The sequence below is a fragment of the Pseudoalteromonas sp. DL2-H2.2 genome (assembly GCF_021532535.1).
Lineage (GTDB): Bacteria > Pseudomonadota > Gammaproteobacteria > Enterobacterales > Alteromonadaceae > Pseudoalteromonas > Pseudoalteromonas rubra_A.
On record NZ_JAKGBD010000001.1, the window covers coordinates 366403 to 386338 of the forward strand.

Here is a 19936-nt window from a genome sequence, read left to right on the forward strand (position 1 = left end):
TCAGGATACCGGCTTTTGTCTGGCGAATTAGTTTGCTAAGCTCAAATCAGCAGATGTTGCAATCACAAGGAGTTTGCGCCTATGTATTGGGGTTTAATTGTCGTTTTTATTGTGCTGGCCTTTTGGTTACATAATCGCTATAGCTCGAGTTCTGAGGATTATCCCGCGCTGGAAACCGATCCAAATGATCCCTTGCTGCTCCAGGCTGTGATGGATGCCAAGGCATCATTAGATGAATTCAAATCCCTGTATCGTCAGTTTCCCAAAGATGCCTTCGTTAAACTTTACTTTGAAAGCGATTGTGGCGTGTCAGAGCACCTTGGCGCGCACGTTGAGGGGATCAAAGGGGATGAACTCAGCGTCTTTTTGGTGACCCCGCCTGTGACACATCAGGGCAAGCTGGCGCACAACTACACCTGCCAATTCGATGACATTGAGGACTGGCAGATCACGGATAAGGACGGCAATATCTATGGCGGCTTCACCCAGCGTGCCATGTTTGCCATTGCTGAACGTGAGGGCGTAGAACTGCCCCGCGAATTACAAGAAATGCAGGGCAAGTATGTTTAATTGATTAAAGGTACTAGTTTGCTTTGGTTCAGCGCTGGTCTTTTTATATGCTACAATCTAGTTGTAACTCGAAGTCGGAGTAAACTATGAAATTAAATAATATCTTTCAATCAACGGCGGTAAGTCGAGCTGCTCGTGGGGAGTTGAGTCAGCAAGAGGCTACATCTAGAGCTACAACTATGTATGGTTTTAGAAATCATGCTTTGCATCTGTCAGGCGAAGAGCTTCGAGATGCTTGGAAAAACGCATCATCATCAATAAGGAAATCAAGGGGCTAAATTGTCAAAGGAATACAATTACATTTACGATCAGCTAGTTGATACAGATGATGATATACATGGAATTATTTCATATTCTGTGTATAAGCGGCAAAAAATACAATTTATAAAGGATTATAAGGTCAAGAATAATGGAAATGATCCTGAGGAAATCGATCTTCAACCCTTTAATGAGCTGTCGATGTCAGATGCACAGCTTGAGTTTTACCGGAGCGAAGCGACAGTTCTTACCCAAAAGTTTTTATCTGACGTCCTTAAAGAAGATCTCAAGGAACGTGAGGAATATTTTTCTGCAAGAGTCCACTCAGAGTTGAGTAATATAAAACCAAATCATCTGCTCGATATATTTAAAGGTGCTTTGGGTTCTCTTTTATTCGTTCTAATCACGGGAATCTTATATTTTGCTGTTTGGTCGCTGTCCACCTCTCCTGAAATGGTTATCGAGCAGATATTTGATATCAAAATAATTCACAACGAAACTCCTAGTCAAAACTAGATAGGTGTAATTAGGTAAAGCGCACTTACTGGTAAAAAGTAGCTTTAATCTTTGATATTTGTTTAGTAAGCCAAAGTCCTCAGGGTTGATAGAGGGTAATGGCTCACTTTGCATTGACTAAGACTGCTCCGCGAACGCCCTGAGTTCATCACCGGTCAGGCGATAGATGATCCACTCGTCCTGTGGTTTTGCACCTATGCTGTTGTAAAAATCGATTGCGGGTTTGTTCCAGTCGAGCACCACCCATTCAAAGCGGCCACAGTCTTTTTCAATGGCCAGCTGAGCAAGAAACTTCATTAGCGCTTTTCCTGCACCCTGCCCGCGCTGATCCTGGGCAACATACAGATCTTCCAGATACAGGCCATATTTGCCAAGCCAGGTAGAATAATTAAAGAAATACACGGCAAAACCAATGGCCTCGCCATCTTGCTCGCAGATCAGGGCGTGAGCGCGTACATCATCGCCAAACAGTTTTTGTTCGATGTCAGAAACAGTATTAAGCACAGCATCTGGTTCTTTCTCATAGACTGCTAGCTCATTGATAAAATGCAATATAGTGGCTGCATCGCTCTTCTGAGCGTGGCGGATGGTAATACTCATTGACAATTTAATTCCTATAGTGGACATGACTGTTGTCCAGTGTAAGCGCATTTTGTTAATGAATAAAGCGCACAGAGTGCGTCTGACTGATGCATATAATGAAGGAGTAAGCTGCCAGGTCAGAGGATTCCACCGATTTGGCTATAAAGCAGCTCAGTTAGTAAAAATGTGATCTGGCGAGCGCTGCGGAAAACAAGGAAGTAGTAATTAAAAAGGAGAATTTAAACGCAAAAATTCAGTAACTTAGATTGGATCAGGATTTTACCAGATCGGCCATATGAGTACGCATATAGTCACAGATAAAGTCAACGCTGAGTTTTATGTTCGGGAGCTGATATTTGGCATGCTGATATACCAGGTTGATCTCTACCTGTGGTGTCTTGGCTGGCGACAAGCTAAGGTGTCTGGCAACCGGCGTAACCTGCTCTTTCAGGTGCGCCGTGAGTAGCCAGTCGGGTGCCAGCAACAAACCTTCGCCGTGAGCGAGCGCATCCAGTAAGGTCGCGCTGTCATTACAGATCAGAACGGGTTGTGTCGATACCGGCAGCCAGTCGTCCCCTGTTTGTACCCACCAAGGCACAATGGCCGCTTTATTGCGAAACATGATGGCCGGACACTGTGATAGCTGGTCAAGCGACCAATTGGCAGAGCCAAACTGAGTGTTAAGCTCATTGGCCAGTTGAGTATGGGCCCACAGTGTAAAGCCACTGCGAATAAGCGGCCTGGCTATCAGACGGGCGTCGTCGATGGGCCCGCCCCTGATAGCCAGGTCTACGGAGTCCTGGCCGAACAATGCATATTCATTGGTATAATCCAGGTCGAGCAGAATGTTCGGAAATTGTTTCCGAAAGTGTCGAAACAAAGGAACAAGCAGTGCCTGAGCCAGGCCGGGCGGCGCGCTTATCTTGAGTGTGCCACTTGGGTTATCCATGCTTTGCGAGAGCAGTTCATCGGCGTAGTTTAGCCTGCTGAGGATTTCGTCGATATGCTGGTAATAGAGCTGGCCCAGATCGGTAATGCTGACATGGCGAGTCGTTCGTTTGACCAGTTCGATCCCGAGCGATGCTTCCAGATCCCGGATGCGTCTTGATATCGAGGAAGCCGGTACCGAGCATTCCTCGGCAACCGCACTGAAACTGTTTAATTCAACAACACGTTTAAAATAGCGTAGCGCTCTGAGTTTATCCATCGTGATCCAAGATGCCATTCATCTCAGGTAATCTAGTTTATTTTTGTCATAAAGACAAAACTGATTTGTGATTTAGGCGCTTTCTGGTCATCAGATAAATAGTAATAATAGCCGAAAATATCGAGTTAGTTTGGCTATATTTATGAAAAAACAAGTGCTTATTATAAAGTCCAGTCCTGCAAATGAGTTTTCCGTATCCAGTGAGATAGCGGACTATTTGCAAGCACAATTGCAAAATTCAAACGAAACCCTGGCTTTTACAATACGAGACCTGAGCAAAACCCCGGCGCCGGTTTATGATAATCAAATTCTCAATAGTTTCTATGGCGATCAGAATGCGCTCACTGCTGAGCAAACTGAAATAGCACAGCCATCATTGCTTTATATTGATGAGCTGAAACTGGCCGACATTATTGTTTTTGCATCTCCGATGCACAATTTCAGTGTCACGAGCTTGATGAAAAACTACATAGATCAGATCTGTCGGTTCGGGCTGACCTTCTCATACTCAGAGCTAGGACCGAAAGGATTATTGGAAGGCAAACAGGCGGTGATCATCGCCAGTGCCGGTGCCGATATGTCTCAGCCTGAAATGCACTCAGTCGACTTTCAGGTGCCCTACCTGAAGCAGGTGCTTGGCTTTATTGGCATTACGAACATTGATGTGATCACCGCATATGGGATCAGTATGCCGGATATTGGCAGTGAAGTGGCGACCGAACAGGCGAAAGCTCAGGTGGATCAGTGGATAGGTGCAATTGCCTGAGCCTCAATAGCCAGCTAGGCTTTATGTTAAATTGACCCTGGTTGGCTGATATTTGAGCTTGTGCTATTGATTCAGGCGCTTTGTTTACTGTGTGCCTTGACGTATTTTTTAACTTTTTTCATCGCCATTTGACGCTTGAGTGGCGACAGGTAGTCAATAAACAGGTTGCCCGACAAATGGTCGATTTCATGTTGCATCACGATGGCCAGAAACTCATCGCTTTGTACTGTAATGGGTTTGCCATTGCGGTCCAGTGCAGACACTGTGACCTCGGTAAAGCGTTCAACATCGGCAAAGTAATCTGGCACAGACAAGCAGCCCTCCTGACCCATTGCTTTGTTACTGCCACTCACAACCTCTGGGTTAATGAGGATCAGGGGATCGTTACGCTCGTCCGAAAGATCAATGATCACAACGGCTTCTTCTCGACCCACCTGAGTTGCTGCCAGCCCAATGCCGTTGCTGGTGGCATACAAAGTCTCCAGCATGTCGTCTATCAGTGTTTGTACTGATGCCACATTGGTGACAGGCTTGGCTGCTACGCGCAACCTTGGATCGGGGGCGGTTAGAATCTCTAATATTGCCATCGTATTGTTGTTATCTCCATGAAAAACCACAGCTTAATGCTTAATTAAAGGTAAATCCAGTCAAACCCACGCGCTACTGGTAAGCCTGTCGGTATTGCGAGGGAGAAAGCGACTCAAACTGATTCCAGACGCGACGAAAGTGGCGTGCGCTGTTATAACCACAGGCATCGGCAATGGCTTCAATTTGCAGATTGCTGTGAGATAGCAGGGCTTTGGCATGTGCCACTTTAATGCCACTGACATATTCACCTGGTGTGATCCCCAGATTTTGTTTGAACACACGGGTGAGTTGACGAACCGAGAGGTTGGCCTGGTTTGCTAGTGATTGCAGGCTATGCGGATGACTGAGTTGGCGACAAACCTGATCCTGCACCTGATGTAAGGCACGGTGCATATGATTTCGATAACGCAGCCAGGGGCTGAGCTGTGGGTCCTGTCCGTTGCGACGAAAATAAACCAGCATCTCCCGGGCGACCCCAGCGGCAATCTGTTCGCCAAACTGCAATGAGACAAAGTGCAGCGTCATGTCTATACCCGAGCTAATGCCTGCACTGCTAAATAGCTTGTTATCCTGTACAAAGATGCGGTTATCGCTCACTTTGGCCGTCACAAAGGCCTGGCGAAAGCGCTCAATCAGCGCAAAATGTGTTGTACAGGCTTTATGATCCATCAAGCCGGCTTTGGCCGCCAAAACGGCACCCGAGCAAATAGTAAGTATATAAGGGTCATATCTGGCCTGTGCTTTTAGCCATTGTTGGGTACGTATTCCCGCTGCGCTGTCATAACTGGAAAACGAATGGTTGCAGCCAGGTAATATGATCACATCCGAAGCATTTAGCCGCTCGGGGAGCGGCTTGAGCTGATGCAATGCCAGGCCACCATCCATTACCTGCTCATCCTCGGCACTGACATAGTGAAGATCAAGTGACAGCCCGGCACGGCGGGCCTCGAGCAACACCTGCAATGGCCCAGCCAGGTCAAGCGGTAAGGTATTTTGTAGCAGGACAAAGTAAAACTGTTGCGGTGCTGGCATTTTTCTCCTCCTTAGGCCACATAGTCCTGTGGTTTGCAGATTGTGGCAAAACGCTCAGCCAATACCAGTTCGGTACGGACCTTGATTTCGTCGGCGCTAAAGCGCTGACCGCTTGGCTGATGTTGCATATCAAACGTTAGGGTCGCGTCGGTGACAAACTCGACCAGAAAACCCAAGTCGCTTGCGACACGGGCGGTGGTCTCGCAACACTGCTCAGTGCGGATCCCCGCGATGGCCACACAGTCTATGTTATTTCTTTTCAACCACATAGCCAACCCTGTATCGGTAAAGGCATTGTGTACAGACTTATAAAAGGTTTTATCAAACTACGTATCCAAAAAGGCCATGGGTTTAACCAACCCGGATGCCGAATTGAAAGGGCTATCCGGCATATCGTCACGGCTATGAAGGACTTTTACCACTTTGTGCTGATTGCACTGAAATGCCGCTATCAGCTGAGTCAGATTGTGTTGAAAGTCTGCAAGGTCGCGTTCCGACCAGTAAGGCGTATGATAGAAAGAGTCCTGAGTGTCTATAACAAGGAGTGCTTTATTCATAATGTATTTTCCTGTTCATGTCGTCATGTTTTAGAGATTCAGTTTAATGGGTTTTTCACCGCCGGAAGAGCCTAAACAGAGTCGTAAATAAGACATATCTGGCCATAAAATATGCACGCCGAAATCAAACCAATATGACACTTTAATGTTTTGTGGGTTGACAGTGCTCGATTATGTATATACGTTGTATATACACAGAGGGTGACCACACAGGTTGTCTTCTTAGCAGGAAGCAGAGCATGGCAAATAATAAAGATGCACAGTTGATTGTGCGTATTAATAAAGCGCAAAGAGATGAGTTTGTTGCCTTGTGCAATGAGCTGGATTCATCTTCTTCCCGCGAGATCAGAAAGTTTATTAAGCGGTTTGTGAAAAAACACAAGCCAGAACAAGAGAAACCGGTCAAAGGAGATCAAGATGGCTAAGAAAGTTGATGTTAAAAAGCTGAAGAAAGAAGTACAAAAACGTACTGGTAAGATCGCAAAACATGAAGCGAAAATCAAAAAGCTGAAAAAAGCGATCAAAAAAGCGAATTAATCGCGAAAAAAGGCAGCCAGCGGCTGCCTTTTTCTTTATCTGTTAGTCTTCCCATTCACAGAGTGTAAAGCCCCTTTACATGCTTGACCAAATTAAGCAATCTATTGAACGTCCATGCATAAATTCTAAATTATTTAACGGAGGTATAGTAATTGAATTTAAAAAGGAATTCTTATTTAGAGGCTTATTTAAATGCCTACCCTGAGAACGAGCAACTGATAAGTGTTTTCAAGTTTTTTTCTGAATACGCGGATAGTGATTCAGATTTAGAAGCAATTGTTGGCGGGATATTAAGGAATTCGCTTGACGAAGTAATTGATATGCCAAGAACAAATCGATACAGCATTGAAGAGCTAGAAAAAACAGAGAAAACTTATATTGGAACTAAGGTAGAGATAGTGTTTCGCGACACCTTTGGGTTAGAAAAAGGTAGAAAGCTAGATTTGTTAATTGGTGAGAAAGATGTTGATGTGAAGAATACGATTGGCTCTAACTGGACAATTCCAAGCGAGGCCGTAGATGAAATCTGTATTTTGTTATTGTCAAATGATAGGAAATCGTCTTTTCAGTTTGGCTTGTTAATATGCAGAGATAGAGTTTTGAATAAAGGGAAAAACAGAGATGGGAAACGCACTATTTCAAAAGAAGGCAAGAATGAGATTTTGTGGCTCGTAAAAGATGGACAGCTGCCTAGAAACTTCTTTTTACACTTGGGTGACGATGATCGACGAGAAATTTTAGAACCAAAGGGCGGAAGTACTCGGTTAGCAAACTTGTTCAGGCGTTTTCAGAACGAACTGATTGGGCGTAGGTTAGTTGAGTGTGTTGCACAACAAAAAGACTATATGAAAAGAATTCGAGGAAATGGTGGAGCCAGGGATATATTAGCCCTTGAAGGGCTAACAGTATTATGGGGAGGTAATCGAGAAGATAAAGCGAAGCTTGAAAAGTTGGGCTTTACAGGTGTAACGACAGAGCATTTTGTTTGCGTACCTGAGAGCTAGTTATGCCACTTTTTGGCAAGATGCCTTATTTAACGCTTCAAAAATAGCTGAACCAATAGATTTAGCTACAGGAGGAGGAAACGCATTCCCAACCTGCCGATAAGCGGGGGTTTTTTTTCCATAAAACTCCCACCAGTCTGGAAAACCTTGTATTCTCGCTGCCATTCTAACCGTAATTAATGGCATACCTTGGTATTCTACTTTGTCTTTGTAACCAGTGAACCCCTTTTCAGGTGGTTCATTCCCAATAAGGCAACCATTTACATGAAGCTCTTTCCATGCTTTTCTTGCCCGAGATGGACCCAAGTCTGGACCTCCATGCTTTTTTGATCCTCCTACTAATGTGGGGGCTATTTTATTTGCTTTTAGTTTCCACTCATCTGCACCTTCCCAGCCGTTTGAAGCCATTAAATCATAAAGAGCCTCGCCCACAGTTGGTGGCTTGATAATTTCGGTTGGCCAAGAAAAAAACTTTGCAAACTCAGGCTTTAGAGCTACTAACGTGACTCTAGGCCTAAGCTGAGGAACCCCAAAGTCGCATGCATTATGTAACTTCCAAAAAGTGGAGTAGCCAAGTTGATTTAAATTGAAATTGATTTCTGCTCTGTAAGCTTCAAACTTGGGTTCCAGTAAGCCTGCTACATTCTCAATCAATACTGCTTTGGGGTTCACTTTTTCAACTATTTCTAATGCTGCTGGAAATAGATCTCGTTCATCGTCTTTTCCTAGTTGTTTTCCTGCTTTCGAAAAAGGCGGGCAAGGCACACCTCCAGCGACTAAGTCCGTTCCTTTGTAGTTATGGGATTCATTACGAGCGAATTCTTCTACGCATCCTTCTTGAATTTTTTCCCATCCCAATTTTAACTTATCATTATTAAGTTCTAAGGTTTTACAAGCTGGCTTATCTATTTCAATCAATAGCTTATGTTTGAAGCCTGCTTGGTGTAGTCCCAAAGCCTGTCCACCGGCACCAGCACAGATCTCTATTGACGTGTAGGAGTTGTTCATATAATCCAGCCCTGAAATAAAGCACTGTTTAAGTATACAGTACCTATTGGGTTAATCAATTAAAAGAGGCCAATTTTACTTATTTAGCGTTACTTCACAAGTGCAGAAAGTGAAGGGGTACCTACATGTCAGCCTTTTTTATTTCTAGTCAATATCTTAAGTATTTTGAGTAAAGTTGCTTTGTTTTTGCCTAGGCGAAGTGTTCGAACAACCAGTCAATGAGATCTATGAATGAAGCGCTTCAACTGAGCTGCCAGTTCGCTCAGGTCTTGGTTAATATCAAATCGGCCCCGTAGTGTCGCGCTCGGATCAAGCAAAAGGAGCGCGGTGGAATGCGCAACCTGATAGTTGTCGGGGGCACTATTTACCTGAAATTGTGCTCCTGTGCTTCGAGCGAGTAACTTGAGTTGATCGGGGTGACCGGTAACACCAATAAATGAAGGGCTGAAATGACGTACATAGATGTCGAGCTCTGTGACTGAGTCTCTTTGTGGATCGACGGATACAAACACATACCTGGGCTGCCGGGGGATGGAAAGTGCTGCTAATTGTGTTTCCAGTGCGGCTAAGCGGGACAGTGCGGTTGGGCAAATATCCGGACAATGTGTGAACCCAAACATCATGATTGTCCACTGCCCTTGCAGCACATGCTGATCAAACTGGCCGTATGCACTTTGCAGCTCAAATGGTGCCAGGGGACGTTCGGCTTTTTGTATCATGGCCTGTGCAGTGCCGGGTTGCACGGGTTGCGTAATGGGGATCAGCACGCCGAGCCCGCAGCCGATAAGCAGGGTGAGCAATAGCGCGTACTTGTTATGCATCTTCATCTGCCCTCTTTGCTTGCCAGCACAACCCCAGCGCCAATAATGCAGGTAAGGTGACGCCAGCAAAATCAATCAGCAGAAAAATCGGCCCGCAGATCCCGACCAGCACCTCCCAAAAATGAAATAGCGCGTGGCTGCTCAACCATAAAGCAGGAAACAGCCACAGCTGAAAACGGTAGCGGGCATAAAAAGCACCAAAGCTAAACGCGCCGCCAATCAGCATATACAACATACCGATATCACGTATAAAGTGCTGATTGTAGAACCCCCGGTCAGGCACTCCGGGCACACTCCAATACCACTGTTGCGGGTAAAGCAGCATAAACACGCCGTTGGCCAGCGCCGCCAGTCCAAGCAAAACGGCGACGACTGTGGTGGTTTGACTTCGCATAGCATTATCCTGTTACTGAACGGTTTTTGTCTGACGGCGTCAGCGTTTGCTCATTCACGACCACACGGCTGCACGCTTTACCATATCCTAAGGTATATTTAAGGGCCGGATAGACTCGACAGGAGCTGATACTAAACGCGATGGCAATCAGCCCCTGCTCTCCCCACATGGCACGGATATGCGGGCGAATGTCATCAGCACCGGGATTATGGTCTAACACCAGATCGGTAAACTCCACTATCTGAGCGAGTTCATCAGGCAATGCAGCCAGGTCTTTGTTGACGATTGCGCTGACCTGGTTTGCAGGCACGCCCGCTTCCAGTGCCATATTGACCAGCAGCTGAGTACAAGGGCCGCAGTCGTCCCATAAGATGGCGCGTAACCTGGCGGCATATAAAGGTGCCGCAGGCAGACCTCCACGATAGCCTGCCATGGACTGAAATTTCAGGTATTTAAAAAATGCGCTCAGGTCCGCGGACAGAATGTCCTGCATATACGTGACGTCGTAGTCATATTTTTTTTGCATCGATATGAGCATTTTGTTCAGTAGGTATTTGATCATCGGGTACTCCTGGTAGTTTGGTATTTATGGTTGGCGGTTGTACTTAGCTGTGATTGACGCTGCGCGGGGCTTTTTAATGGGCGTTGCAGCAAGAGCAGACAAAGGGTAAACAGGGCTGCAAAGGCACACAGCATCATGGTATAGATATCGTTTCTTAATAGCGCCGCACCAAGGAGTGGGCCAGATGCCACCCCAATGCTGGATATCACGGCTGCGACGGATGAAAGCTGTCCTGAGCTATCCTGCTCAGCGATGAGGGCGAGCAGGTAGGCATGCACCGCGGGCCAGGAAAAAAATAACAGCGCTAACGCCAGCATGTAGACGAGGTCAAAATGCGCATAAATGAGCAGTAAGGCAGCCATAAAAGAGAGCAATATGCTGCCACATAAATACAGTGTGCGGTGTGTCTGACCTGGTTTCAGAATGGGGAGTAACGCGCCTGCCAGTCCCAGTAAACCGGTCAGTGCAATGATCTGGCTGACTTGGGCTTGAGACTGGCCTGCACTTAGGCCCATCTGGCCCGCAAACGCCCAAATCCCGCTGGCTGCAACCAGATAGAGCAGCATCGCCAGCAGCAACCGGGCGCTTTTGGCTGTTAAACGCAGACGTTTTGAATGCTGTTTGGGTTTATGTCCCGCCGTTAAGGCCGGCAGCAAAGGCAAAAAGAGCAAAGCGATAAAAACCACTGCGGCCATGATATAAAACACGGCGTAGCCACCGAGCTGGCGCTCAAGTGCAGGCACGGCATAGATCACCACAGAGCCGATACTGAACTGAATAAACAGCAAGGTGCCGAAGGCTCTGTCCGGATTGGTTAAACGCGCCAGGATGGCAAATGAGATGCCGACACTAAAGCCACCCAGTACCCCGGCGATAAATCGCCAGACCAGCAAACCTGTGTAAGTGCTCCATGCTGATGTACTGAGCTCCATAACGCCTAATGCGATAAAGGTGAACAGTAAAGCCGGTTTCCAGCCAACATGGCGAACCACAAAGATGGCGCAGATACTGCCCACTAATGCGCCATAACCATTGCTGGCCACCAGAGTACCGGCCTGCTGTGCGGAAAAACCAATCCCGCCTGCCAGCGCATCCACAACGGCAGGTAAAAAGTTGAGATAGGCCAGTCCGGCCATGGCAACGAATGCCAGGCAAAAATAACTAAATCCTGAGTTTTCTGCATGGTTCGCAGTGTGCTGTAACATAGTCTGTGGCCTCCTGAGTCACTTTGTGATTACTCTAGGCGGTTCAGTGAGACGGAAAAACCAGCGATTTGGCCATTTAGTCGTGAATACTATTCATGAATCATTGCTGATATAGTGAGGTATAGTGTGGTGTTTACCCAACGCACAGGACTGATTATATGGATAAACTGAGATCACTGACCTTGTTTCTGGCCACCTGTGACGAGCAGAGCTTTGCGGCAGCAGCACGGGTTTGCAACACCGATCCATCAACTATCAGCAAAGCCGTGAGTCGGCTCGAAGCTGAGCTGGGTGTGACCTTGTTTCAGCGCTCTACCCGGCAACTGAAGATCACCTCAGCCGGACGGCACTACGCGCAAACGGTACGCTCAAGTATCCAGGCATTGAACAGCTGTGAAGAAGAGCTCAGGCAGCACAATGATGCGCCAAAAGGACGGCTGCGGGTCAACAGTGCTGTTTGCTATGGCCATTTATATTTGCGTCCATTACTCAAAGCATTTTGCCAGCGTTACCCCCAGATCACACTGGAGTTGTCTCTTGACGATATGCATGTGGATATCATTGAGCAGGATATTGATGTGGCATTACGTACCGGTTACGTCAAAGACAGCCGACTGGTTGCCCGCTGTCTGAGCCCGATGGACTTTGTGGTCTGCGCCTCACCTGCATATCTTGAGCAATATGGCACACCAGCCAATTGTGCCGAGTTTACTGAGCATGCCTGGATTGGCTTTAAAATCAAAGAAACACAGCAGCTGCAACCCATTTTTTTGCCAGATGAGCAGGGTGAATATCAGCTCTGTGAGCTAAACCGTACCCATATTACCGATGATGGTGAGGCCATGGCGCAATTGTGCGCCGATGGCCTGGGGTTTGCGCAGTTACCACACTTTTTGGCCAAAGCGGGGCTGGAAAGCGGCGCGCTGGTATCCCTCTATCCCGCTTTCAGGGCACCCATGCCAGAGGGCGGCGTGTTCGCCATTTACCCTAAGCGCGAGTATCTGCCTGCCAGAGTACGGGTATTTTTAGATTTTTTGATTGCGGCTTTGGAAGCACAACAAGAAACCCCGACCCACACCTGGGCGCAGCACTGGCCTTCGCAAGTTCAGTTTAGCTGCTTAGCCAAATAAGGTGGTAAAACTCCCCTGCGAGCGGATCTGCGTGAGCATGTCAGTCAAGTGAGTATGCGCGTTTTCAAACGCAAAGTTGCCCATGCTGATCCGTTTAACTCCAAGGCCGGCAAGCGTGTTAACGTCTGATAATCCGGGCATTGCCATCACATTCAAGGGTAATGGGCATGCGCTTGTTATGGCCAGAATGTCTGCGTGTTCGGTAATACAGGGCAGAAACAAGCCATCGGCGCCCGCTTGCTGATATTGTTGAGCCCGGCGCAGTGCTTCCTCGCGGGCGTTGTCGAGGCCCAATAAGAAAGCATCGCAGCGCACATTGATAAACATATTGGTCTGTTGTGTTGCTAAGTGATGGAGAACGGCTTTTAAATGTGCTGCAAATTCATCGCTATCTGTCAGGGTGCGTGTTGCATTGGAGACCACACTGTCTTCGAAATTAATGCCCACCACGCCCAGCTCTGCCAGTTTTTCAATAAATTGTGCAATTTGTTGTGGGTCACGACTGTAACCGGCCTCGATATCGACACTCAGGGGCAAGTCGGTCGCTTTGCTGATCCGAGTCACCATAAACAGTAGCTCCTCAAAAGCCATTTGTTCACCGTCCTCGTATCCCAGTACGCTGGCCACTGCCGCGCTGGAAGTACCCAGTGCCTGATACCCTGCTTGCTGCGCTGCTTTGGCGCTGGCCGCGTCCCACACATTAGCCAGTAAAAACGGGGTTGTTTGTTGATGGAGTTGTTTGAATGCTTGCATCTTATCTCGCTAATTAGGTTGTTGTTTTACGGACCTCATAGTGCGGATATAGGCGCCTAAAGACCAACGATAAAAATCGACTTGTATTATAAGCTCTGCTTATAATACGGCTTTTCATGAAGCCGGAACTACCTCAGTCGTGTTTAAAAATATCAATTTGCTGGTCACCTTTGAGTGCGCGGCAAGACACCAGAGTTATAGCCTGGCTGCGGCTGAACTGTGTATTTCACAGGCTGCGGTCAGCCAGCAAATGCGCTTGCTGGAGCAACAGCTGGGGCAGCGACTGTTTGTCAGAGCCGGGCGTAATATGCAGCTAACCCGTGCGGGTGAAACTTTGCTGGAGCACACCGGGCCTGCCTTAACTAGGATAGATCAGGGCATAAACTGCCTGCGTCAGGAGGAGCTGGCGGGAGAGCTCAGCATCAGCTCTACCCAGGCATTTAATACCCTATGGCTGATGCCCAGGTTGCAGGAATTCGCGAGTTTGTATCCGCAGATCCGCATTCGCCTGCACTCATCCGCCAGCTTTGAAGATTTACAACACGCCCGCATTGACCTGGCGATCCGCTTCGGCACACAGGTCGAACAGCACACCCCGAGCGCGCTGGCCTGTGAGTATTTTGGTGCTTCACCGGTATTGCCGATATGCTCGGCAAAGCTGACACAGTCATTACCACTTAAGACGCCGGCCGAGCTGTTGGCGACCTGGCTGGTATCTTTGGCGCAGCCCGGCGCATACGATTGGCCAAGTTGGTTTGAGGCGCAACAGGTAACGGGATATGTCGACCACCCTCACTGGACTTATGTAGACAGCACGGATATGGCACTCAGCGCAGTGGCCAGTGGTCATGGCGTGACTCTGGCGGTGCCCTACTTATGCCGTCGTCAGCTCGACAGTGGCGAACTGGTTATTCCATTCAAACTGCCCCACCCAAACCCGGTGAAGCGCTATCTGGTGTACGACCCTAATTCGGCTCGCCTGGCCCGCTTGCAGGCATTTATGACCTGGTTAAAAGCGCAGGATATATAACCTTATATGTTCTGGGCATGAAATCATGCTCAGGCTTGATGTAAAACAAAGTTGATTTAATTCCTCACCCTTTTGTTTATAAATTGTGCTTTTTGTTGTTACAGTACCGCCTGTACAGTTTTTAGACACGGTTGTATTTGACCTTTCAAAAACATTTGAACAGAGGAAAAGGATGAAAAGGAAGCTTATTTCGTCGCTCACTATGTTGTTGTCGGTGACTATACTCACGCCACTTCAGGCGAAGGAGGATAGCGCTCTCACCGCTGCCAGTCATTATAGTGCTTATATTTTTAGCGATTTTACTGCGGGGAGCGGACATGCCGAAGGTGGCCTGGCCGTGGGGGGAGATCTATCACTGAATGGTTATGGTCTGGCGACACATGCAGCCACGCTGACAGCGGGTTATGGGCTATTGGTTGAAGGCAATGCCACTTTTGATAATGGCCGCCTTTACCACGGCCGGGTGAGAGTGGCTGGTGAAGTCAACTTTGCCTATCCCGTGTTGTCTGGATTACCAGCCGGAACAGAGATTGAAAATCAGCCTCTGGATACATCAATTATTGATAGTAAGCCTTATTTTCAGGCTGTCTCTACGCAACTTAGTGAGGCCACAGCGAATGGAACAGTGGAGTTTAAGTGGGGTGGCTTGTACCTAAAAGGAGATTGTCACAGTGACACCCAGGTGTTTACTTTGGATGGCAGTCAAACCAATGTAGCTCACACCTTTGATGTCCAGTGTATTCCAGATAACGCGACGGTTGTTTTTAACATTTCTGGTGACAACGTTGTCTTTAAAAATAAAAGTCTGGCGACTTTGTTGCCGCACAGGTCGAGAACGATTTTTAATTTTTATCAGGCTACAGCGCTGAGTATCGCCGGGATTAGTATTGAAGGTATTGTGCTGGCACCAAATGCCGACATAGAAGCGCCACATGGCGATGCGCAGGCAACCGTCATCGCCAACAGCTGGCACGGGTCTATGCACTTGGGTAGTGTGCGTTTTCAGGGGGATTTATCAGACCTGGTCAGCTTTAACAAAGCTCCTGTTATCGTCTCAGACCCGAGTATCTCAGTACAATGGCCGGACACTTATAACTATGCGGTCGTCGCGCAAGATGCTGATCAGGATCCTATTTCTTATCAATTGGAATCAGTACCACAGGGGGCGCAAATCAATGAATGGACAGGCTTGATCCGCTGGGAGACTGAGCAGGTCACACCTGGGCATTATTCATTTACTGTGCGAGCCGCAGATGACAAAGCGGCTTTCGATGTTCAGTCGTTCGTTGTTACGGTTAACGCTCCGGACAACTATGCTCCCGTGATCACTTCGGTGCCACCGACACTGGCTGATATTAATACACGTTATGAATATCCGGTAATGGCGACCGATGCCGACGGAGACACGTTGAGCTATCGACTCATACAGGCTCCTGTGGGTATGCAAATTAATGCACAAAGTGGTGAAATAACTTGGCCGGTCGGGGCTGCGCAAACTGGGACTCATCTGATAGTAGTGCGGGTGACTGACGGACAGGCCAGTGATACTCAAAGCTTTAATATTCAAGTGAGCGCACCAGGCAACCAGGCACCGATGATCACTTCAGTACCCATAGCCGAGGCGATATTAGGTGTCCACTATCAATATGCCGTGATAGCTCAGGACCCTGATCAGGATCCTATCAGGTTTGAACTGATTGACGGCCCTGAAGGAATGCAGATCCATCCTCAGACCGGGCTGCTGGACTGGGTAGGCGAGCAGTCTCAACTTGGAGAACACTCTGTTACTGTCCAGGTAACGGACTTACCAGGGCTTAGTGGCATTCAGCAATTCATTGTCCGACTTACTACTCAGGGCAATCGAGCACCTGAGATTACATCACAAGCCGTTGAACTGGTTGATGAGTTTCAAGATTACCGCTATCCGGTCAGTGCTACGGACGACCGGGACCAGCAGCTGAGCTATGTTTTAACTCAATCGCCAACGGGGATGAGTATCGACCCAAACAACGGACTGGTAGCCTGGCCAGCGCCTGAGTTATTGCCACAAGGGCGTTTAGCTGACAATCCCTATTGCCGCATAGTTCAGGATAAAACAACGCGTGTCAGTGGAGCCGCCGACATTTTCTTGGTTGTTGATGAGTCAGGGTCTATGAGTGGTGAGCATCGTTGGATGGATGATCTTGTGCCCGCACTAGAAACTGGTTTACGCAATGTGGGCGTTGGCAATGCGTATAGTAATTTGTATGGTTTGGTCGGCTATGAAGCTCGTCCTTCGTACAAAACCTATCTGGAGCAGTATGTGGTTGAGGCGGATAGTTTTACCGAGTTGTCGCGTCAATTGCGTTTATATGGTGGTACGGAAGATGGATATCGGGCTATGTCCGAGACCCTCGATACGTATCCTTTACGTGCTGAAACCGCACATAACTTGATTTTGGTTACTGATGAAGATCGGGATAATACGCTTGCGCTGGACATAAATGGTATGTTGACCCGTCTTCGAGAGTCAAACGTGATTTTAAATGCAGTGGTCAACGCGACGTTTCAATGCGGTGACGGCACGTCTGCAATTGGTATTGCCGCCAATGGTGTGGGATATGTTGCCGATGGGCAGGGAGATTACTACACCTGTGAAAATGCCACCGCAATCTCCGGTTATGGCACAACGGTAAGTGACTATGTTGATCTGGCTATTCTAACAGGCGGTGCAGCCTGGGATCTCAATTTTTTGCGCGCTGGTGGCCTGAGGGCCTCGTCATTCTCGAAGGCATTGGTGGATATCAAAGTCAAAGAAATCGTTGATCAGCTACCACCGATCCTACAGTCTGATTTGCAGCCTAACTTACTATCGGTGAAGCAAAACCCATCAGGCGCTTTAACGCTAAGCGTAACGCTTAGAAACCGGGGGTTAATAGCCAGTTTAGATGATGCTGTGGTTGCTTTTTACAGCAATGATCAGTTACTCGGTCAGGTGTCTCCCGGGGTAGTCGAAGTCGGAGCAATGACTTCGGTGCAGTTAAGCTACCTGGCACCACAAGCCATTTATGGCAAAGTGCGTGTGGTGGTGGCAACGGCCAGTGATGAATGTGTCAGCAATAATAACCTGCTGGAGGCGTATGTGGCGCAGGTTACGGTTGCCGACAGTGAAGGCCTGACCGATAGTCAGTGGTTTGCTGTAAATGTTCAGGACATTAATGCTGCACCAGAAATCGCACAAGTCGCACCGGTCACGCTGGAAGTAGGTGAGCGCTATAGCCAAACATTAGCAGTAAGTGATCCAGATTTAGGTGAAGGTTTGCTGTTTAGCTTAGTGAATAAGCCACAGGCGATGGAAATCAACCCTTCCAGTGGGGTGATCACCTGGCGACCTGGTCAGGCTGATGTAGGCCCGCACCTTATTGAGGCGGCGATAGAGGATCTCGCGGGGGAGGTAGTGACCACTCAATTTGAAGTAACCGTACTTGATTTCTTGCGCGCGCCAATTATCAGCAGTACACCTGTCAGGGATGCACAAGTAGGTGCCAGTTACTACTATCAGGTTGTCGCTGGCAGTGATCGTGGCGCAGCGCTGACGTACAAGCTGGCACTTGCACCCGAAGGAATGACGATTGATGCGCAAACGGGAGAGGTGGTCTGGCGTCCGGATATGGCCAGTACTGAGGCCGGGCATGAAGTGATCATCGAAGTGATTGACGATAAGAATCTGGCTGCCATTCAGTCATTCAATCTGGTAGTCAGAAGCACCGGTGTGGCGCCAGAGTTCACGTCTGTTCCGTCTACCTTTATGGCACTTGGCGATACCTTTAGCTATCAGATACAAGTGAGTACATCAGATGGGATGCCAGCTACATTGGCGCTGATAAGCGCGCCACAGGAAATGGTTCTGAATGTTCAAACCAGTACAGTGAGCTGGACACCGATACAGCCTGGCGTTTACGCCGTTGCGATAGCTGCAACCAGTGAAGGTGGCGTGACCACTGTACAAGCATTTGAACTTCAGGTCTCTGAAAGCATCAACCAACCTCCGGTGATTACTAGCTCAGCTCAGTTTGTGGGTGCCGATGATGGAAGCTTACAGTATCAGGTAGAGGCTTCAGATCCGGAAGGGAGTGCCCTCACCTACCAACTGACAGAGGCACCTGAAGGTATGACAGTAGGACCTCAGGGATTGTTGGTTTGGCCACAAAGTGCGCAAATCGATGGGTTGCATACCGTGCGCGTGCGGGCAATTGATGAGCAGGGGATCTTTGCTGAACAACATTTTACCTTTAGTTACTATCCGTCTAATCAGGCGCCAGGGTTTACCAGTACGCCAGTTGGTATTGCGGCTGTGGATGTTTTGTACAGATATAAACTCAGCGCTACAGACCCAGACGGTGACCCCATTTACTTTTCGTTGCTAAGTGCGCCCGAAGGGGCTGTATTAGATGCAAACAATGAGCTGCTCTGGACACCGGATGCCGCATCACTGGGCAGCCAGCAATTTGAGATACTTGCAGAGGATGCACTTGGTGCAGGCGTTACACAGCGATTTTCTGTGTTAGTCAGAGCGCTGGCCAATAACCACCCGCCAGTGATCCATACATCGCCAGATTTTAGTGCCTTTGTCGGGCAAACTTATCTGTATCAGATCGGCGCCACCGATGAAGACGGTCACCAGCTTCTGTATCGCTTAGGAGACGTGCCTCAGGGCGTTACTCTGAGTGCTCAGGGCTTGCTCAGCTGGACGCCGACTTTGGCTCAGGCTGGCGCACAAAGCATTACCGTCAGAGTGATTGATGAGTATGGGGCCTATGTACAGCAGCAGTTCAATGTGTCCGTCAATGCCGGCGATAAACCGGCATTTACCAGCCAGCCAGTGTTGAGCGGCTATTCCGGTTTGGATTACCTTTATCCTCTTAGTGCACAGGATTTGGATGGTGACTCCTTAACTTTTGAGTTACTTGATGGACCGGCCGGTATGCAGCTGGATACACAAAACCAGCTCACCTGGCAACCTGATGTTGCGGATTTAGGTGTTCATACAGTGCAAGTCCGGGTATCAGATCCTGTGGGTAACCATTCCGAGCAGCAATTTAACCTGACCATCCGGTATCAGGGGGACAGTCAACCGCCGGTGATCACCAGTGAGCCACCGGGAAGGGCAAAAACGGATGAAGTGTACCGATACACTTTGACGGCGCAAGACCCAGATGGCGATAGCCTGATTTATCAATTGCAAAGCGCACCGCAAGGTATGGCTGTTGATGCGTTGGGGGTTATTACCTGGCAGCCGCAGACCACACAGGTCGGGATCCACAGCGTGACGGTAAGTGTGCGTGATATTACCGGCCAGTCTGTTTCACAGCAGTTTAATATCGCGGTGACGGCACCAGGACCGTTCAATCGCCGCAAGTGTCGTTAACAGGGAAAA

Annotated in this window: 20 protein-coding genes and 1 pseudogene; 9 read left to right on the forward strand and 12 right to left on the reverse strand. The window is 48.2% G+C overall.

Translation table 11 applies throughout. The annotated features are described in order from the left end of the window. Window positions 1–81 precede the first annotated feature (81 nt). From L1285_RS01410 to L1285_RS01420, 3 genes are all read left to right on the forward strand, one after another. Window positions 82–570 (forward strand): DUF2314 domain-containing protein, encoded by a 489-nt coding sequence (locus L1285_RS01410; protein ID WP_125781216.1) that lies wholly within the window; start codon window positions 82–84, stop codon window positions 568–570. An 86-nt stretch (window positions 571–656) separates the two neighbouring features. Beyond that, on the forward strand, window positions 657–848 hold the full coding sequence (locus tag L1285_RS01415) for a hypothetical protein (protein WP_125781217.1): 192 nt from the start codon (window positions 657–659) through the stop codon (window positions 846–848). A gap of 1 nt (window position 849) precedes the next feature. Further along, on the forward strand, window positions 850–1344 hold the full coding sequence (locus tag L1285_RS01420; RefSeq protein ID WP_125781219.1) for a hypothetical protein: 495 nt from the start codon (window positions 850–852) through the stop codon (window positions 1342–1344). Window positions 1345–1461: 117 nt separating this feature from the next. Here the strand turns inward: L1285_RS01420 and L1285_RS01425 are convergent, their stop codons facing one another. After that, window positions 1462–1944, reverse strand: a complete 483-nt coding sequence (locus L1285_RS01425; protein WP_235410679.1) for a GNAT family N-acetyltransferase — start codon at window positions 1942–1944, stop codon at window positions 1462–1464. Between the two features lie 253 nt (window positions 1945–2197). Next, the gene (locus tag L1285_RS01430) at window positions 2198–3151 is read right to left on the reverse strand and encodes a LysR family transcriptional regulator (RefSeq protein WP_235410680.1); all 954 of its coding nucleotides are present in this window, start codon (window positions 3149–3151) and stop codon (window positions 2198–2200) included. A 124-nt stretch (window positions 3152–3275) separates the two neighbouring features. Here L1285_RS01430 and L1285_RS01435 point away from each other — a divergent pair, with 124 nt between their 5' ends. Next, entirely contained in the window at window positions 3276–3899 is a 624-nt protein-coding gene (locus L1285_RS01435; RefSeq protein WP_235410681.1) for an FMN-dependent NADH-azoreductase, read from the forward strand. 71 nt (window positions 3900–3970) lie between these two features. Here L1285_RS01435 and def read toward each other — a convergent pair whose 3' ends face one another. The 4 genes and pseudogenes from def to L1285_RS23805 all read right to left on the reverse strand — a co-directional run bounded on the left by def (window position 3971) and on the right by L1285_RS23805 (window position 6076). Beyond that, a complete protein-coding gene (gene def, locus L1285_RS01440) occupies window positions 3971–4486 on the reverse strand; it encodes a peptide deformylase (RefSeq protein WP_235410682.1) in 516 nt (171 codons plus the stop codon). Window positions 4487–4559: 73 nt separating this feature from the next. Then, window positions 4560–5519: a GlxA family transcriptional regulator gene (locus L1285_RS01445; protein ID WP_235410683.1), complete on the reverse strand. Its 960-nt coding sequence runs from the start codon at window positions 5517–5519 to the stop codon at window positions 4560–4562. Between the two features lie 11 nt (window positions 5520–5530). Further along, window positions 5531–5830: pseudogene (locus L1285_RS23800) on the reverse strand (isochorismatase family protein); the annotation flags it as partial. A gap of 15 nt (window positions 5831–5845) precedes the next feature. Next, entirely contained in the window at window positions 5846–6076 is a 231-nt protein-coding gene (locus L1285_RS23805; RefSeq protein ID WP_328284986.1) for a hypothetical protein, read from the reverse strand. Window positions 6077–6315: 239 nt separating this feature from the next. Between L1285_RS23805 and L1285_RS01455 the strand changes: the two genes are divergently transcribed. Beyond that, on the forward strand, window positions 6316–6501 hold the full coding sequence (locus tag L1285_RS01455; RefSeq protein WP_046006291.1) for a hypothetical protein: 186 nt from the start codon (window positions 6316–6318) through the stop codon (window positions 6499–6501). 264 nt (window positions 6502–6765) lie between these two features. Further along, window positions 6766–7617 (forward strand): NaeI family type II restriction endonuclease, encoded by an 852-nt coding sequence (locus L1285_RS01460; RefSeq protein WP_235410684.1) that lies wholly within the window; start codon window positions 6766–6768, stop codon window positions 7615–7617. On the opposite strand, the gene L1285_RS01465 is transcribed toward L1285_RS01460, so the two are convergent. The 5 genes from L1285_RS01465 to L1285_RS01485 all read right to left on the reverse strand — a co-directional run bounded on the left by L1285_RS01465 (window position 7618) and on the right by L1285_RS01485 (window position 11607). Next, complete coding sequence (locus tag L1285_RS01465) at window positions 7618–8625, reverse strand: DNA cytosine methyltransferase (RefSeq protein WP_235410685.1); 1008 nt, start codon at window positions 8623–8625, stop codon at window positions 7618–7620. It abuts the gene before it with no gap. A 215-nt stretch (window positions 8626–8840) separates the two neighbouring features. Next, window positions 8841–9452 carry an SCO family protein gene (locus L1285_RS01470; RefSeq protein WP_235410686.1) on the reverse strand — a complete coding sequence of 204 codons (612 nt, stop codon included), beginning with the start codon at window positions 9450–9452 and terminating at the stop codon, window positions 8841–8843. Then, complete coding sequence (locus L1285_RS01475; RefSeq protein WP_235410687.1) at window positions 9439–9840, reverse strand: hypothetical protein; 402 nt, start codon at window positions 9838–9840, stop codon at window positions 9439–9441. The genes L1285_RS01470 and L1285_RS01475 overlap by 14 nt, the downstream gene beginning before the upstream one ends. Window positions 9841–9844: 4 nt before the next feature. Next, entirely contained in the window at window positions 9845–10402 is a 558-nt protein-coding gene (locus tag L1285_RS01480) for a hypothetical protein (protein WP_046006288.1), read from the reverse strand. Continuing rightward, window positions 10399–11607, reverse strand: a complete 1209-nt coding sequence (locus tag L1285_RS01485; protein WP_235410688.1) for an MFS transporter — start codon at window positions 11605–11607, stop codon at window positions 10399–10401. The genes L1285_RS01480 and L1285_RS01485 overlap by 4 nt, the downstream gene beginning before the upstream one ends. A 158-nt stretch (window positions 11608–11765) precedes the next feature. Here L1285_RS01485 and L1285_RS01490 point away from each other — a divergent pair, with 158 nt between their 5' ends. After that, on the forward strand, window positions 11766–12737 hold the full coding sequence (locus tag L1285_RS01490) for a LysR family transcriptional regulator (RefSeq protein ID WP_235410689.1): 972 nt from the start codon (window positions 11766–11768) through the stop codon (window positions 12735–12737). On the opposite strand, the gene L1285_RS01495 is transcribed toward L1285_RS01490, so the two are convergent. Continuing rightward, complete coding sequence (locus tag L1285_RS01495) at window positions 12726–13490, reverse strand: isocitrate lyase/PEP mutase family protein (RefSeq protein ID WP_235410690.1); 765 nt, start codon at window positions 13488–13490, stop codon at window positions 12726–12728. The two genes, L1285_RS01490 and L1285_RS01495, sit on opposite strands and share 12 nt — an antisense overlap. A 139-nt stretch (window positions 13491–13629) precedes the next feature. Between L1285_RS01495 and L1285_RS01500 the strand changes: the two genes are divergently transcribed. Both L1285_RS01500 and L1285_RS01505 read left to right on the forward strand, forming a co-directional pair. Further along, complete coding sequence (locus tag L1285_RS01500) at window positions 13630–14520, forward strand: LysR substrate-binding domain-containing protein (protein WP_235410691.1); 891 nt, start codon at window positions 13630–13632, stop codon at window positions 14518–14520. Between the two features lie 172 nt (window positions 14521–14692). Further along, window positions 14693–19927, forward strand: coding sequence for a putative Ig domain-containing protein (locus L1285_RS01505; protein ID WP_235410692.1), 5235 nt, complete (start codon window positions 14693–14695; stop codon window positions 19925–19927). The last annotated feature ends 9 nt before the right edge of the window (window positions 19928–19936 follow it).